Genomic DNA, 15,391 nt, shown 5'->3' on the forward strand with positions numbered 1-15,391 from the left:
GATCTTCCATGGCTGACTTCACACTTTCCGATCTCGAGGCCATCGTCGCGACGCGCGCGAAGGCGGCGCCGGACGAATCCTGGACGGCAAAGCTGGTCGCGAGCGGCCAGCCGAAGGCGGCCAAGAAACTCGGGGAAGAGGCGGTCGAGACGGTGATCGCGGCCGTCAGCAACGACCGCGCGAATCTCGTCGCCGAAAGCGCCGATCTCATCTATCATCTGATGGTCGTATTGAAGATCGCCGACGTTCCGTTGCAGGATGTGCTGAACGAGCTCGCGCGGCGAACCAACCAATCTGGCCTGCAGGAAAAGGCAAATCGGCAGACCCCATGACGATAGCGGCGAAAGACATCGAAGCGGCCGACCTGCCGGACAATCTGCAGCAGCGGGACTATTCGCCCTATCATTTCTTCACCGCCGAGGAATGGTCGCGCTTTCGCGCCGATACGCCGATGACGCTGACGGCCGACGAAGTTCAGCGACTGCGCTCGCTGAACGACCCTGTCGATCTCCGCGAAGTCCGGCAGATCTACCTGTCGCTGTCGCGCCTTTTGTCGACCCACGTGGAATCGTCGCAGATGCTCTTCGAGCAGCGCAAGCGCTTCCTCAGCATGTCCGAAACGAAGACGCCCTTCGTCATCGGCATTGCCGGATCGGTCGCCGTCGGCAAATCGACCACGGCCCGTATCCTTGCACAACTCCTGTCGCGCTGGCCATCGAGCCCGAAGGTCGATCTGGTGACGACCGACGGCTTTCTCTACCCGAACGCCGTGCTCCAGCGCGACAACATGATGGATCGCAAGGGCTTTCCGGAAAGCTACGACGTGGGCGCGCTGCTGCGCTTTCTGTCAGCGATCAAGGCGGGCCAACCGAACGTCAAGGCGCCGAGCTACTCGCACCTGACCTATGACGTGCTGCCGGACCAGTTCACCGTCATCGACCGCCCGGATATCCTGATCTTCGAAGGCATCAACGTGCTGCAGTCGCGCAACCTGCCGGCCGACGGCAAGATCGTGCCGATGGTTTCGGATTTCTTCGACTTCTCGATCTACATTGATGCCGAGGAAAGCCTGATCCATAGCTGGTACGTCAACCGCTTCATGCGGCTGCGCGAAACCGCCTTCAAGAACCCGGAATCCTACTTCCATCGTTATGCCACGATCAGCGAGGATGCGGCCCGCGCCATTGCCGAGGGCCTGTGGCACAACATCAACCTGAAGAACCTGCACCAGAACATCCTGCCGACGCGCCCGCGCGCCGACCTGATCCTGCAAAAGGGCCCGAATCACCTGACGGAAAAGGTGGCACTCAGAAAACTCTGAGCTTTCGGGCCCAGCGCAATTTCAGGAAAAGTGTGAAACGGTTTTCCGTCCGGAATTGCGCCCTTTCAAATAGTTGAATCAGGGATTGACGCGGCGCAGCGTCAGGTTGACCCGACCGCCATTCTTCAGCAGCGTAGACGTATTCGGGTAGATGCGGTCGACGCCATGGAAGGCGAGCCGCCCTTCCCCGCCGAGCACGACGACATCGCCGCTTTCGAGCCGGAAGGACATGGTCTGCCCCCCGCGCTGATTGCTGCCGACGCGGAAAAGGCAGCTGTCGCCGAGCGAGATCGAGACGACAGCCGTTTCCAGGTCACGCTCGTCGCGATCCTGGTGCAGACCCATGCGGGCCTCCTCGGAATAGAAGTTCACAAGGCAGGCTTCCGGCGTCTTTTGGCTGGCGGAAACTGCTTGCCAGATCTCGAGCACTATGTCCGGAATCGGCGGCCAAGGCCGGCCGGTCACCGGATGCTGAGCCTGGTAACGATAGCCGCGATCGCGATCCGTGACCCAGCCGAGCGAGCCGCAATTGGTCATTCGAACCGACATCGGTTTGCCGGTCTTCGGCATTTCCGGCACAAAGAGCGGCGCTTCGGCGACGACAAGACGAATGGCCTCGACGAGTTGCTCCTGTCGGGCGCGATCAAGATAGCCCGGAATATGTCTGATCCCTTTCGGGAGCACCTGCATTGGAAAGCCCCTATTGCTCCAGGCCGAGAAGTGCCGGCGGCACGCCATAGCGAAGCGGCCAGCCGGCGTAGGCGACATCCGTCGGCCCGACGACATGATCGACCAGGTTCCAGCGGCCGCTCTGGAAGCTGACAAGCGCGAACACCGTCAGACCATCCATCATGTCGGCCTCGTCGCGCAAACCGGTTTGCCCCGGGTCGATCGTCCCGCCACCCGGACGCTGCGGCTCGACCTGCATGAATGCCCAGTTGGGCGCCGCACGCATGGTCGTCACGACGAATTCGACAGGATCGCGCATCTCAGCCTCCACCGCCGGACGAATCGCATCGAGGATGGCGGCGCGCTCTGCATTGCCCTTGACGGGTTCACGGAATGGCTGCGCCAGACAAGCGCCGGCAAGCCAAAGGCTCGCCAGCGCCGCGATCGCAAGAAGACGCGTGAATGGACACACTCAGGCGGCGTCCAGATCCGGAATGCGCAGAACCTGGCCGGGGTAGATCTTGTCCGGATGCGTCAGCATCGGCTTGTTGGCTTCGAAGATGACGGTGTGCTTGGCGCCCTTGCCCTTGCCGTACTGCGCTTCGGCGATCTTCCAAAGGTTGTCGCCCTTTTTGACCGTGTAGAAGACCGGCTCCTTGGCGGGTGCCGGTACGGCGCCAGCATCGGCAACCCTAAGCTCGGAGGCCTCAACCGCCGAGACGCCTAGCGTGTTGCCGACGGCGACCACGGCCTTTTCGAAGACGCTCTGGTCCTTCACGACACCCTTCAGCACGACCTTGTCACCGGCCACTTCGACCTGCACGTCCTTTGTGCCGAGATCGTGGGATGCAAGTTCCTTCTGAACGCTTTCGGCATCCGGGGCGTCATCGTCACCGCCGATGCCGAGCTTCTTGCCGGCGTTCTTGATAAAGCTGAAAAGACCCATGAATATCTCCTTTTGCGAAAACACTGCTCGATAAGAGAGGGCGCCGCCTGCCAAAGGCAAGGAGCGGCAAAAAAGAAATCAGTCGCCGGCCGGGCGGCCCCGAAGCTTCTTGATCTCGCCGCGCCCGGACTTCTCCTTGAGACGGCGCTCGACGGAGCCGCGGGTCGGTTTCGTCTTCTTGCGTGGCGGTGGCGGCGGCTCCGCGGCCTTGAGAATCAGTTCCTTCAGTCGCTCGCGCGCGTCTTCGCGATTGCGCTCCTGGCTGCGAAAGCGGCTGGCTTCGATCATCAGTACGCCCTCTTTCGAGGCGCGGCGCCCAGCAATCTTCAGGGCATTGGTCTTTATGCGATCGGAGAGAGCCGGAGAGGCCAGCACGTTGAAGAACAGCTGGACGGCGGTCGACACCTTGTTGACGTTTTGCCCACCCGGCCCGCCGGCCAGCACGAATTGCTCCGTCAGCTCCCAGCCGGCAATCATTATGTTGTCGTTTATGTAGAGCGGATCGCTAGCCATGGTTCACCTCGCCCCGATCTATTGCACAGAGCGAACCTCTTGAAAACATTCGCCATGAAAACGAAAAACCCGGCCGTGGGAGGCCGGGTTTCACGTGAATCATAGCTGACGATGTTTATTCGGCGGCGAGCTTGGTGCCGGGAGCCGCATCGCGGACACTGCCGTCGACGTGTTCTTCGAACTTGGCGAAGTTGGCGATGAACATATCGACGAGGCGGCGCGCCTGCGCGTCATAGGCCGCACCATCGGCCCAGGTCGAGCGCGGATCGAGGATGCCGTCGTCGACGCCGGGGACCGAGACCGGAACGGCAAAGCCGAAGTTGGCGTCGGTGCGCAGTTCAGCGGCGTTCAGCGAGCCGTCGAGTGCTGCGGCGAGCAGAGCGCGGGTCACCTTGATCGGCATGCGGCTGCCGGTGCCGTAGGCGCCGCCGGTCCAGCCGGTGTTGACCAGCCAGCAGGTGACGCCGTTCTTGGCGATCAGGTCCTTCAGCAGGTTGCCGTATTCCGACGGATGACGCGGCATGAACGGTGCGCCGAAGCAGGTCGAGAAGGTGGCTTCCGGCTCGGTGACGCCCTTTTCCGTGCCGGCAACCTTGGCGGTGTAGCCGGAGAGGAAGTGGTACATCGCCTGTTCCGGCGTCAGCTTGGCGATCGGCGGCATCACGCCGAAGGCATCGGCCGTCAGCATGATGATCGTGCGCGGCTGCGGCGCGGTGCCGGTGGCGCTGGCGTTCGGGATGAAGTCGAGCGGATAGGCGCAGCGGGTGTTTTCCGTCAGCGAACCATCGTCGAAATCCGGAACGCGGCGCTCATCGAGAACGACGTTTTCCATGACCGTGCCGAAGCGGCGGGTCGTCGCGTAGATTTCCGGCTCGGCAGCTTCCGACAGGCGGATCGCCTTGGCATAGCAGCCGCCTTCGAAGTTGAAGACGCCGTGCTCGCCCCAGCCGTGCTCGTCGTCGCCGATCAGCGTGCGGGTCGGGTCGGCCGAAAGCGTCGTCTTGCCGGTGCCGGAGAGACCGAAGAAGATCGCCGTGTCACCTGCCGGGCCGACATTGGCCGAGCAATGCATCGGCATGACGCCCTTCTTGGGTAGCAGGTAGTTGAGAACCGTGAAGACCGACTTCTTCATTTCGCCGGCATAGGACGTGCCGCCGATGAGGATCAGACCGTTGGTGAAGTCGCAGGCAATCACCGTCTCCGTGCGGCAGCCGTAGCGCTCCGGATCAGCCTTGAAGCTCGGCAGATCGATGATCGTCAGCTTCGGCAGGAAGGAGCCGAGTGCCTCGCGGGCCGGACGGATCAGGAGATTGCGGATGAACAGCGAGTGCCAGGCATATTCGGTGACAACGCGGGTCGGAAGAGCGTTGTCGGCATCGGCGCCGCCAACTAGATCCTGCACATAAAGCGACATGCCCTTGGCGTGATCGAGCATGTCCTTTCGCAGCAGGGCGAAATGCTCCGGAGACATCGGCTTGTTGTTGTCCCACCAAATCTGGTCGTCGGTGTTCGCATCGCGAACCACGAACTTGTCCTTCGGCGAACGACCGGTGTGCTGACCGGTACGGGCGACGAGGGCGCCGTGTGCCGTCAGTTCAGCCTCGCCGCGGCGAAGAGCTTCCTCATAAAGCTCCGCGGCTTCGAGGTTGTACCGGACCGTTTCCAGGTCGGTAAAGCCGAGTTTTTCCAAGCCGTTCGCGAGATTGCGAGTGCCGAGTTGCTCCATGGTCAAGCTTCCTTCGTGTTTGGCCATTGGCGTTGAATTTCGCCGGACCATACTTGCATGCTCGCTCAAAAACAAGGCGGCGTCAAAAAAAGAATAATGATTTCAGTATATTAATCGATTTAAAGAAAATTATAGTTTTTTTAATCGGTTGAATTCGGCCTGCCGGACACCGATCTGACAGGACCTATCCTATCGTCACGACAGGTGCTTTTTGGGCTTCGCCACAATTTGTTCCACCTTTATACTCACTAACGCACCCGTGACTCGCGAATGCCGGAGTTTTCGGGGACGAGACCGGCACCTCAAAAGACGGAGTTGAACACGATGCAGACCATCGCGCTTGTCGATGATGACCGGAATATTCTGACGTCCGTATCCATCGCCCTGGAGGCGGAGGGCTACAAGGTCGAGACCTACACCGACGGTGCTTCCGCACTTGAGGGCCTGCTCGCCCGGCCGCCGCAGCTTGCGATCTTCGACATCAAGATGCCGCGCATGGACGGCATGGAACTGCTGCGCCGCCTGCGACAGAAGTCCGACCTGCCGGTGATCTTCCTCACCTCCAAGGATGAAGAGATCGACGAACTCTTCGGCCTGAAGATGGGTGCCGACGACTTCATCACCAAGCCCTTCTCGCAGCGCCTGCTGGTCGAACGCGTCAAGGCGATCCTGCGTCGCGCCGCAAACCGCGAAGCGGCCGCCGCCAACCCGACGAATCCCGCCAAGGCCTCCGACACGCCGTCGCGCTCGCTTGAGCGTGGGCAGCTGGTGATGGACCAGGAGCGCCATACCTGCACTTGGAAGAGCGAGCCGGTCACGCTGACGGTGACGGAATTCCTCATCCTCCATTCGCTTGCCCAGCGCCCGGGCGTGGTGAAGAGCCGCGACGCGCTGATGGACGCCGCCTATGACGAGCAGGTCTATGTCGACGACCGCACCATCGACAGCCACATTAAGCGGCTGCGCAAGAAGTTCAAGATGGTCGACAACGACTTCGACATGATCGAGACGCTTTACGGTGTCGGCTATCGTTTCCGCGAGACAGCCTGAGCCGCGGGACTTGCCATCGCGCCGATTGTGGCGCATTCAGAAACGGCGCGACGGGAGCACGGCCAAGGCTGCCTTTTAACCCCGCCGCGCCATCGGACCTCTGGGCCGGAACCACACAAAGTGAACGACGGCGCCGCGCCCGGCACTCGGGCCGTGTCACCGTTGCAATCGAGAGAACGTGACGAAAGTCCGCGCGGGAGCGGGACATTTGGTAGAAGTCTTGCAGGGCGACATCGAAGACAGTGACGGACGTGCGCAGGCACATATGGGCCAGCGCCGCTGGGCACATCCCTTCACGCTGATTCGCCGCCTGTTCGGCAATGCCGTCTTCTCGAGCCTCACCCGCCGCATCGTCTTCTTCAACCTGGTGGCACTCGTCGTCCTCGTCGGCGGCATCATGTATCTCAACCAGTTCCGCGAGGGACTGATCGACGCCCGCGTCGAAAGCCTGCTGACCCAGGGCGAAATCATCGCCGGCGCCATCTCAGCTTCCGCCTCGGTCGATACCAACTCGATCACCATCGATCCCGAAAAGCTGCTCGAACTGCAGGCCGGCCAGAGCATTACGCCGCTGCCCAGCGACGAGGATCTCGATTTCCCGATCATCCAGGAACGTGTTGCGCCGGTTCTCAGGCGGCTGATTTCGCCGACGCGCACCCGCGCCCGCCTCTTCGATGCCGATGCCGACCTGCTGCTCGATTCCCGACACCTTTATAGCGGCGGCCAGGTGCTGCGCTTCGACCTGCCGCCGATCGAGCCGGAATCGACGGGCATCGGCGGAAAGCTCAACAGCTGGCTGAACAAGCTGCTGCAGCCCGGCAATCTACCACTCTACAAGGAACCGCCCGGTGGCAACGGCTCGATCTATCCTGAGGTCACCAACGCGCTGACCGGCGTGCGCGGCTATGTCGAGCGCGTCACCGAGAAGGGCGAGCTCATCGTTTCGGTGGCCGTCCCGGTGCAGCGGTTCCGCGCCGTGCTCGGCGTTCTCTTGCTTTCGACGCAAGCCGGCGACATCGACAAGATCGTCCAGGCGGAGCGCCTTGCCATCATCCGCGTCTTCGGCGTGGCTGCCCTCGTCAACATCATCCTGTCGCTGCTTCTCTCCTCGACGATCGCCAATCCGCTTCGAAGGCTCGCAGCGGCGGCAGTCCGCGTGCGGCGCGGCGGTGCCAAGGAGCGCGAGGAGATCCCGGATTTCTCCTCTCGCCAGGACGAGATCGGCAACCTGTCCGTCGCGCTCCGGGAAATGACGACCGCGCTCTACGATCGGATCGCGGCGATCGAGAATTTCGCGGCCGACGTCAGTCACGAGCTGAAAAACCCCCTCACCTCGCTGCGCAGCGCCGTCGAGACCCTGCCGCTTGCGCGGACCGACGAATCGAAGAAGCGCTTGATGGACGTCATCCAGCATGACGTCCGCCGCCTCGACCGTCTGATCAGCGATATTTCGGACGCCTCGCGCCTCGACGCCGAGCTTGCCCGCAGCGATGCCAAGATCATCGACCTCGAAAGGCTTCTGGGCGACCTCGTCGATATTTCGCGCCAGATCCGCAGCAAGAAGAAGGCGGTGCTGCTCGACTTCGTCATCGACCGCAAGGACAGTCCCAAGGCCCGCTTCGCCGTCAACGGCCACGACCTGCGCATCGGCCAGATTATCACCAACCTGATCGAGAACGCCCGGTCCTTCGTTCCCGAAGACAGCGGGCGGATCGTCGTGCGCCTCACACGGTCGCGATCGCGCTGCCTCGTCTATGTCGAGGACAACGGCCCCGGCATCCAGGCGGAAGACATCGACCGCATTTTCGAACGCTTCTACACCGATCGGCCGGAAGGAGAGGATTTCGGCCAGAACTCCGGCCTCGGCCTGTCGATTTCCAGGCAGATCGCCGAAGCCCATGGCGGCACGCTGAAGGCGGAAAACATCGTCGCGCAGGACGGCCACGTCAGCGGCGCGCGCTTCATCCTGTCGCTACCCGCCGAGCCGCACGCGTGACGACGGGCGCCAATGTCCACGGCACTGCCATCGTGCTCGGGACGCGCGGCTTCCTGATCACGGGCCCTTCCGGCATCGGCAAATCCAGGCTGGCGCTTGCATGCATCACGGCCGCACGACAGGCCGGGCACTTCGCGGCACTCGTCGCCGACGATCGGGTGGATCTGAGCCTGGAACACGACAGGATCGTCGCCCGCTGTCCGCCCTCCATTCACGGCCTGATTGAAATACGCGGCGCCGGAATCGGCAAGATCGAAACCGTGCCTGCCGCGGTGATGGACTGGGCCATGCTGCCCGTGAGTGCGCCTTTCGACCCGCGGTTACCGCTGGAAGACGAGACGTTGCCCCTACCACTCGGGCGAGTACTCCCGATTGTTCGCGTTCCCGTTGAAGAGGGGGCGTATGTTCTCAATATTTTGCATGCGCTCATCGCCGAAAAAATAGGATCCTAGCCCGATTTACCGTCAGCGAGGCTGGTTTTTCAGCATTTTTGGCTTGCACTTCCCCTTTTCCTTGCCAAGATGGCCGCCCCAACAGGTGGACGAAATTGCTGCATTGCGATATCTGGCCATCAGTGAATTGCGCGTGCAGTTGGAGCGAAGATACCCATGATCGGACTTGTGCTTGTCACCCATGGCAAGCTGGCTGAGGAATTTCGACTTGCACTCGAGCATGTCGTCGGTCCGCAAAAAGCTATAGAGACCGTCTGCATCGGTCCCGAGGACGACATGGACCAGCGTCGGCAGGATATCCTCGACGCGGTCATCAAGGTCGACGAGGGCCACGGCGTCATCATCCTGACCGACATGTTCGGCGGAACGCCCTCCAACCTTGCCATCTCGGTCATGCGCAGCGGCTCGGTCGAAGTGATCGCCGGCGTCAACCTGCCGATGCTGATCAAGCTTGCCGGCGTGCGCGGCGAGAGCGACATGGACAAGGCGCTGGTCGAGGCCTCGGAAGCCGGACGGAAATACATCAACGTCGCCAGCCGCGTCCTGAGTGGTAAGTAATGGATCATCGCCCCGACATGTCGCTGACGCGCGAACTGCTGATCATCAACAAGCGAGGCTTGCACGCGCGGGCATCTGCGAAGTTCGTACAGACGGTCGAGGCCTATGAAGCCGAGATTACCGTGTCGAAGGACGGCATGACGGTCGGCGGAACGTCCATTATGGGATTGATGATGCTGGCTGCCAGCACCGGCTGCAGCGTATGCGTGACCGCGAGCGGCGCGCAGGCCGAAGAGGCGCTGAACGCGCTTGATGCGCTGGTCGCCGACAAGTTCGGCGAAGAAATGTGACGGACAATATAAAGATATAAAGACTTCTTTATATCGATATTGCCCTCTCCCCTGATTCCTGATAGATCGGTCGCACTCTCACCGTGTCGGTAGGCGCGGGAGGCATAATCGCGCCGCAATTCGGTTGAAGCCATGCGGCTTGAAGAGATCAGCCCGGAGAATTCCATGACCACCACTCAGGACTATATCGTCGCCGACATCGGTCTCGCCGATTTCGGGCGCAAGGAAATTGCGATCGCCGAAACGGAAATGCCGGGCCTGATGGCCTGCCGCGAAGAGTTCGGCACTGCAAAGCCGCTGAAGGGCGCGCGCATCACCGGCTCGCTGCACATGACCATCCAGACCGCCGTCCTGATCGAGACGCTGGTTGCCCTCGGCGCCGACGTGCGCTGGGCGTCCTGCAACATCTTCTCGACCCAGGATCACGCCGCCGCTGCCATCGCGGCAAGCGGCGTTCCGGTCTTCGCCGTCAAGGGTGAAACGCTCGAAGAATACTGGACCTACACGGACAAGATCTTCCAGTGGGCCGATGGCGGCGTCTCGAACATGATCCTCGACGACGGTGGCGACGCCACCATGTACATCCTGCTCGGCGCCCGCGCCGAAGCCGGTGAAGACGTGCTCTCCAACCCGGGCTCCGAAGAAGAAGAGATCCTCGTCGCGCAGATCAAGAAGCGCCTCCAGGCTTCGCCGGGCTGGTTCACCAAACAGCGCGACGCCATCAAGGGCGTGACCGAAGAAACCACCACCGGCGTCAACCGCCTGTACCAGCTCCAGGCCAAGGGCCTGCTGCCCTTCCCGGCGATCAACGTCAACGATTCGGTCACCAAGTCGAAGTTCGACAACAAGTACGGCTGCAAGGAATCGCTCGTTGACGGCATTCGCCGCGGCACCGACGTGATGATGGCCGGCAAGGTCGCCGTCGTCTGCGGTTACGGCGATGTCGGCAAGGGCTCGGCAGCTTCGCTTTCCGGCGCCGGCGCCCGCGTCAAGGTCACTGAAATCGACCCGATCTGCGCGCTCCAGGCAGCCATGGACGGTTTCGAAGTCGTTCAACTCGAAGACGTCGTCTCGTCGGCCGACATCTTCATCACGACGACCGGCAACAAGGACGTCATCCGCATGGACCACATGCGCGAGATGAAGGACATGGCGATCGTCGGCAACATCGGCCACTTCGACAACGAGATTCAGGTCTCCGCACTGCGTAACCTGAAGTGGACGAACATCAAGCCGCAGGTCGACATGATCGAGTTCCCGAAGGGCAACCGCATGATCCTGCTCTCGGAAGGCCGCCTGCTGAACCTCGGCAACGCCACCGGCCACCCGTCCTTCGTGATGTCGGCCTCGTTCTCCAACCAGGTGCTGGCGCAGATCGAGCTCTTCACCAAGGGCGAGAAGTACAAGAACGAGGTCTACGTCCTGCCGAAGGCGCTCGACGAGAAGGTCGCTCGCCTGCACCTGAAGAAGCTCGGCGCCAAGCTCTCCGAACTTTCCGAAGAGCAGGCCGACTACATCGGCGTTAAGCCGCAGGGCCCGTTCAAGGCTGAGCACTACCGGTACTAATCCTTACCCGGGCAATCCACAACATCTTGTGGCCGCGTTCTTGACAAGAGAGCGCGGCCGCTTTTTTGGGCCTCTCCCTTCCCGACGATTCGACTAGGAAGTATGCTCTAACCCATTGATTCGTGATGTCGGTGCGGACCTTGGACATCGCGGATGGGATGTCTTGTCGATAAGCGGCAAACAGACGGAGACAGACCGGGGATGCAATCGGAACTGACGCAGGCCCTTGACCAGGGCCTCGATGGAACTGTGCAAGGCGCAACAAGGCCGGCAGCACCCTTCGGACAGACGGGGATGGCAGCGCCATGAACAGAGACCAAACAGCTATTCCGGGCACCCGCCGCAAGGGCCCGAAGTTCCTGCGCCACCTTCTGGCCGGTACCACGCTCTTTGCAGCAACAGATGCGCTCGCCCAGGTCGCGCCGCAGAAGGCCAACATCTTCGGCTCGTCGGAGGTGGTTACCTTCTCCGTGCTCATCGGCGTCGTTTCCGCGGCGATGATTTCGGCGATCTGGCTGATTCGCCAGCGTGGCAATATCGAAGCCGAGAACCGCGAATTGCGCTCCGATCTGTCGGACGCCAACCAGCGCCTCTCGCGCTATCAGGCACTGGTGGCGGACAAGAACCGCCGGATCGTCGTCTGGGACGGGCTGCTCGAGCGGGCTGAGCTGCTCGGCCAGCTGCCGCCCGAAACCGGCGCGCCGGCAGACGACCGCGAGTTCCTGGCCTTCGGCCGCTGGATCAAGGCGCATTCCGCCGGGGAACTGGAAAATGCGATCGACGCGCTGCGCACCCAGGCGCGCAGCTTCGACCTGGTGCTCGAAACGCAGCGCAACGAAGTCCTGGAGGCCCAGGGACGGGTCTCGGGCGGGCGCGCTTTCGTACGCTTCATCGCTCTCAACAATATGCGCGCGGAACTCGCTGAGCTGAAGCTCGAGCACGACCGCCTCAATACTGCGCTCGTCTCCTTCCGCACCCTTCTCGACGCCATCGATCTGCCGGTGTGGCAGCGCGGCACGGATGGCGCACTCACCTGGGTCAACGAGGCCTATGCGGATGCCGTCGAGGCTCCTGATGTCGCGGTCGCCGTCGCCGAAGGGCGCGAGTTGCTCGCGACCGTCGCGCGCGAAAAGATCCGCGCCGTCTCCACCTTCGACACGCCGTTCCGTGACAAGGTTTCGACCGTCGTCAGGGGTAACCGCACCTTCTTCGACGTCGTCGATGCGCGCAGCCTCGCCGGTTCGGCCGGCGTCGCCGTCGACGTATCCGGCATCGAGGCCGTGCGCGAGGAACTCAACCGGACGCTCAAGAGCCATGCCGAAACGCTCGATCATCTGGCGACCCCCGTCGCGATCTTCGACGGCAACCAGCGCCTGCAGTTCTACAACCAGGCCTTCCAGCGTCTGTGGAACCTCGACATCGGCTTCCTCGAACGCAAGCCCGACAACGGCGAGGTGCTTGACCGGCTGCGCGCCGGCGGCCAGCTGCCGGAGCAGCTCAACTGGAAACAGTGGAAGGCCACCGCGCTTTCCGTCTATCAGGCGCTCGACACGCAGAGCGACCTCTGGCACCTGCCGAACGGCCAGACGCTGCGCGTCTTCGCGACCGCCCGCCCACAGGGCGGGGTCACCTGGGTGTTCGAGAACCTGACCGAGAAGGTCGATCTCGAAACGCGCTACAATACGCTCGTTCAGGTTCAAGGCGAGACGATCGACCATCTCGCCGAAGGCGTCGCCGTGTTCGGGCCCGACGGCCGCATTCGCCTGTCGAACCCGGCGTTCCGGGCGATCTGGGGCATCAGCGAGGCGGAAGCCAAGCCGGGCACCCATATCCGGGCGATCGAGCAGGCCTGCCTCATCTCCTACGACCAGCCTGACGGGTGGAAGCGTTTCACCCACATCATCACCAGCTTCGACGACGAACGGCCCTCAAGCCGCGGCATCCTTGAGCTTCGGACCGGACTGATCCTCGACTACGCTGTCATCCCGCTGCCGAATGCGCAGACGATGCTGACCTTCGTCAACATCACCGACAGCGTCCGGGTCGAGCGCGCGCTCACCGAAAAGAACGAGGCGCTGCGCAAGGCGGATGCGCTGAAGAACGACTTCGTGCACCACGTTTCCTATGAACTGCGTTCGCCGCTCACCAACATCATCGGCTTCGCCGACCTGCTGAAGACGCCGGCTTTCGGCGATCTCAACGAGCGGCAGGCGGAATATGTCGACCACATCGCCACATCCTCGTCGCTGCTGCTGACGATCGTCAACGACATCCTGGATCTCGCGACCGTCGATGCCGGCATCGTCCAACTCGACATGTCCGACATCAGTCTCACCGACTTCCTCGATGATATTGCCCACCAGATGGCCGACCGGCTGCTCGAGAGCGGCGTGACCCTCAGGATCGCCGCCCCCGACAATCTCGGCCGCATGGTCGCCGACCAGCAGCGGCTGAAGCAGATCTTCGTCAAGCTGCTCACCAATGCCGCAAACTTTGCGCCCGATGGCAGCGCCATCGACCTGAAGTGCCGCCGCGAAGGCAGCGACTTCATCTTCTCGGTCTCGGACAGCGGCCCCGGCATACCGCAGGACGTGCTCGATACAGTGTTCAACCGCTTCGAAAGCTACGGCCAGCGCGGCGGCGCAGGCCTCGGCCTTTCGATCGTCGAGAGCTTCGTCAGCCTGCACCACGGCACCGTCTCCATCCGCAGCAAGGAAGGCGAAGGCACGGAAGTGACCTGCCGCATTCCCTCGGCCGAAGTGCCGGCGATCGTCGCGGCCGAATGATGCCGGCGATCGAGCGCTTCCTGGCGGACGAGGCGGCAACGATCGAGCTCGGCGAAGATCTGGCGCTGGCCCTGAAGCCCGGCGACTGCGTCGCGCTCTCGGGTGATCTCGGGGCCGGCAAGTCGACCTTGGCGCGCGCCTTCCTTCGAGCGCTTGCCGATGACGACGGGCTGGAAGTCCCCAGCCCGACCTTTACGCTGGTCCAATCCTACGAACTGCGCATTCCGGTCGCGCATTTCGATCTCTATCGACTCGCTGATTCCAGCGAACTGGACGAACTCGGCTTCGACGAGGCGCTATCGCAAGGCGTCTGTCTCGTCGAATGGCCGGAACGGGCTGACGACGCTCTTCCCGCCAGCCGCATCACGCTGAGCATCACCCATGAAGGCGATGGTCGCCGCGTCGAAATTTCCGGTCCGGACGAAAAGCTGCAGCGCATCGCCCGCACGCTGGCGATCCGCGACTTCCTCGATCAGAACGATCAGCCAAACGCACGGCGCCGGCACCTGAGCGGCGACGCGTCGATCCGGGCCTATGAGCGCATTTACCCGGCAGACGGTTCCGTTAGCCGGATTCTGATGGATTCGCCACGACACAAGCCCGGCCCTGTCCTTCAGGACGGCAAGTACTACCAGCAGCTCGCGCATATCGCCGAAGACGTCGTCCCCTTCGTCGCGATCGACCAGCTGCTCATTGCACGCGGCTTTGCAGCGCCGACGATCTACGCCCGCGATCTCGACCAGGGCATCCTGCTGATCGAGGACCTTGGGTCGGATGGCGTTCTCGACGCGGCCGGACAGCCGATCGACGAGCGCTACATCGAGAGCGCGCGACTGCTCGCCCGTCTCCATGCCAAGCAGACCGACAGGGAGATCAGCGTCGACCAAGCGGTCATCCACCGCATTCCGGATTTCGACCGGACGGCGATGAAGATCGAGACCCGGCTCTTGACCGACTGGTACCTGCCATGGAAACGCGGTGCGCCGGTAAGCGACGACGAAAAGCGTGAATATGGGGAGATCTGGGACGGGCTGATCGATCTTCTCCAGACCTCCGAGACGAACCTGCTGCTGCGGGACTTCCATTCGCCCAACATCATCTGGCGCGAAGAGCGTCAGGGTCTCGCCCGAATCGGCCTCATCGATTTCCAGGACGCGATGATCGGCCCGACGGCCTATGACGTGGCATCGCTGGTGCAGGACGCGCGCGTCACCGTCGCGCCTCCGCTCGCCAACCGGATGATGGAAACCTATCTCGCCGAACGGAACGCAAGCGGCAGCTTCGACGAGGCGACGTTCTTGCGCGACTGGCATCTGATGTCGGCGCAGCGCAACTGCAAGCTCGTCGGCATCTGGGTGCGGCTGATGCAGCGGGACGGCAAACCCGGCTACATGAAACATATGCCCCGCACTTTCGCCTATCTTCAGGCGGCGCTCACACATGATACGCTGAAACCCTTGCACGACTGGTGTATGAAGACCGGAATCCTCGATTCCGAATCAGCGAACTGACAGAGAA

At 62.3% G+C, this 15,391-nt stretch carries 15 protein-coding genes; 10 read left to right on the forward strand and 5 right to left on the reverse strand.

Annotated elements, in window-relative coordinates:
* Positions 1 to 8 precede the first annotated feature (8 nt).
* The gene (locus V7S54_RS12240; RefSeq protein ID WP_057252063.1) at positions 9 to 332 is read left to right on the forward strand and encodes a phosphoribosyl-ATP diphosphatase; all 324 of its coding nucleotides are present in this window, start codon (positions 9 to 11) and stop codon (positions 330 to 332) included.
* On the forward strand, positions 329 to 1,321 hold the full coding sequence (gene coaA, locus V7S54_RS12245) for a type I pantothenate kinase (protein WP_065376335.1): 993 nt from the start codon (positions 329 to 331) through the stop codon (positions 1,319 to 1,321). The genes V7S54_RS12240 and coaA overlap by 4 nt, the downstream gene beginning before the upstream one ends.
* A 78-nt stretch (positions 1,322 to 1,399) precedes the next feature.
* Here coaA and V7S54_RS12250 read toward each other — a convergent pair whose 3' ends face one another.
* The 5 genes from V7S54_RS12250 to V7S54_RS12270 all read right to left on the reverse strand — a co-directional run bounded on the left by V7S54_RS12250 (position 1,400) and on the right by V7S54_RS12270 (position 5,175).
* The gene (locus V7S54_RS12250) at positions 1,400 to 2,011 is read right to left on the reverse strand and encodes an alpha-ketoglutarate-dependent dioxygenase AlkB (RefSeq protein WP_065376336.1); all 612 of its coding nucleotides are present in this window, start codon (positions 2,009 to 2,011) and stop codon (positions 1,400 to 1,402) included.
* A 10-nt stretch (positions 2,012 to 2,021) separates the two neighbouring features.
* Entirely contained in the window at positions 2,022 to 2,462 is a 441-nt protein-coding gene (locus V7S54_RS12255) for a hypothetical protein (protein WP_336408459.1), read from the reverse strand.
* Complete coding sequence (gene lysM, locus V7S54_RS12260) at positions 2,463 to 2,936, reverse strand: peptidoglycan-binding protein LysM (RefSeq protein ID WP_065376338.1); 474 nt, start codon at positions 2,934 to 2,936, stop codon at positions 2,463 to 2,465.
* A gap of 78 nt (positions 2,937 to 3,014) precedes the next feature.
* Positions 3,015 to 3,449: an alternative ribosome rescue aminoacyl-tRNA hydrolase ArfB gene (gene arfB / locus V7S54_RS12265; protein WP_065376339.1), complete on the reverse strand. Its 435-nt coding sequence runs from the start codon at positions 3,447 to 3,449 to the stop codon at positions 3,015 to 3,017.
* 115 nt (positions 3,450 to 3,564) lie between these two features.
* Complete coding sequence (locus V7S54_RS12270; RefSeq protein WP_058321784.1) at positions 3,565 to 5,175, reverse strand: phosphoenolpyruvate carboxykinase; 1,611 nt, start codon at positions 5,173 to 5,175, stop codon at positions 3,565 to 3,567.
* Between the two features lie 324 nt (positions 5,176 to 5,499).
* Between V7S54_RS12270 and chvI the strand changes: the two genes are divergently transcribed.
* The 8 genes from chvI (at position 5,500) to tsaE (ending at position 15,384) form a co-directional block, all read left to right on the forward strand.
* Entirely contained in the window at positions 5,500 to 6,225 is a 726-nt protein-coding gene (chvI, locus tag V7S54_RS12275; RefSeq protein WP_057252058.1) for a two-component system response regulator ChvI, read from the forward strand.
* A gap of 265 nt (positions 6,226 to 6,490) precedes the next feature.
* Positions 6,491 to 8,221 carry a sensor histidine kinase gene (locus tag V7S54_RS12280; protein WP_234793171.1) on the forward strand — a complete coding sequence of 577 codons (1,731 nt, stop codon included), beginning with the start codon at positions 6,491 to 6,493 and terminating at the stop codon, positions 8,219 to 8,221.
* Positions 8,218 to 8,673 carry an HPr kinase/phosphorylase gene (locus V7S54_RS12285; RefSeq protein WP_065376341.1) on the forward strand — a complete coding sequence of 152 codons (456 nt, stop codon included), beginning with the start codon at positions 8,218 to 8,220 and terminating at the stop codon, positions 8,671 to 8,673. The genes V7S54_RS12280 and V7S54_RS12285 overlap by 4 nt, the downstream gene beginning before the upstream one ends.
* A gap of 156 nt (positions 8,674 to 8,829) precedes the next feature.
* Positions 8,830 to 9,231, forward strand: a complete 402-nt coding sequence (locus tag V7S54_RS12290; RefSeq protein ID WP_065376342.1) for a PTS sugar transporter subunit IIA — start codon at positions 8,830 to 8,832, stop codon at positions 9,229 to 9,231.
* Complete coding sequence (locus tag V7S54_RS12295; RefSeq protein ID WP_057252054.1) at positions 9,231 to 9,521, forward strand: HPr family phosphocarrier protein; 291 nt, start codon at positions 9,231 to 9,233, stop codon at positions 9,519 to 9,521. Before V7S54_RS12290 ends, V7S54_RS12295 begins: the two co-directional genes overlap by 1 nt.
* Before the next feature lie 165 nt (positions 9,522 to 9,686).
* Positions 9,687 to 11,087 (forward strand): adenosylhomocysteinase, encoded by a 1,401-nt coding sequence (gene ahcY / locus V7S54_RS12300; protein ID WP_065376396.1) that lies wholly within the window; start codon positions 9,687 to 9,689, stop codon positions 11,085 to 11,087.
* Between the two features lie 305 nt (positions 11,088 to 11,392).
* A complete protein-coding gene (locus tag V7S54_RS12305) occupies positions 11,393 to 13,873 on the forward strand; it encodes a PAS domain-containing sensor histidine kinase (protein ID WP_065376343.1) in 2,481 nt (826 codons plus the stop codon).
* Positions 13,873 to 15,384, forward strand: coding sequence for a tRNA (adenosine(37)-N6)-threonylcarbamoyltransferase complex ATPase subunit type 1 TsaE (tsaE, locus tag V7S54_RS12310; protein WP_065376397.1), 1,512 nt, complete (start codon positions 13,873 to 13,875; stop codon positions 15,382 to 15,384). Before V7S54_RS12305 ends, tsaE begins: the two co-directional genes overlap by 1 nt.
* Positions 15,385 to 15,391 lie beyond the last annotated feature (7 nt).

The sequence above is a fragment of the Ensifer sp. CCNWLY38 genome (assembly GCF_037120565.1).
GTDB classification, from domain to species: domain Bacteria; phylum Pseudomonadota; class Alphaproteobacteria; order Rhizobiales; family Rhizobiaceae; genus Ensifer; species Ensifer adhaerens_H.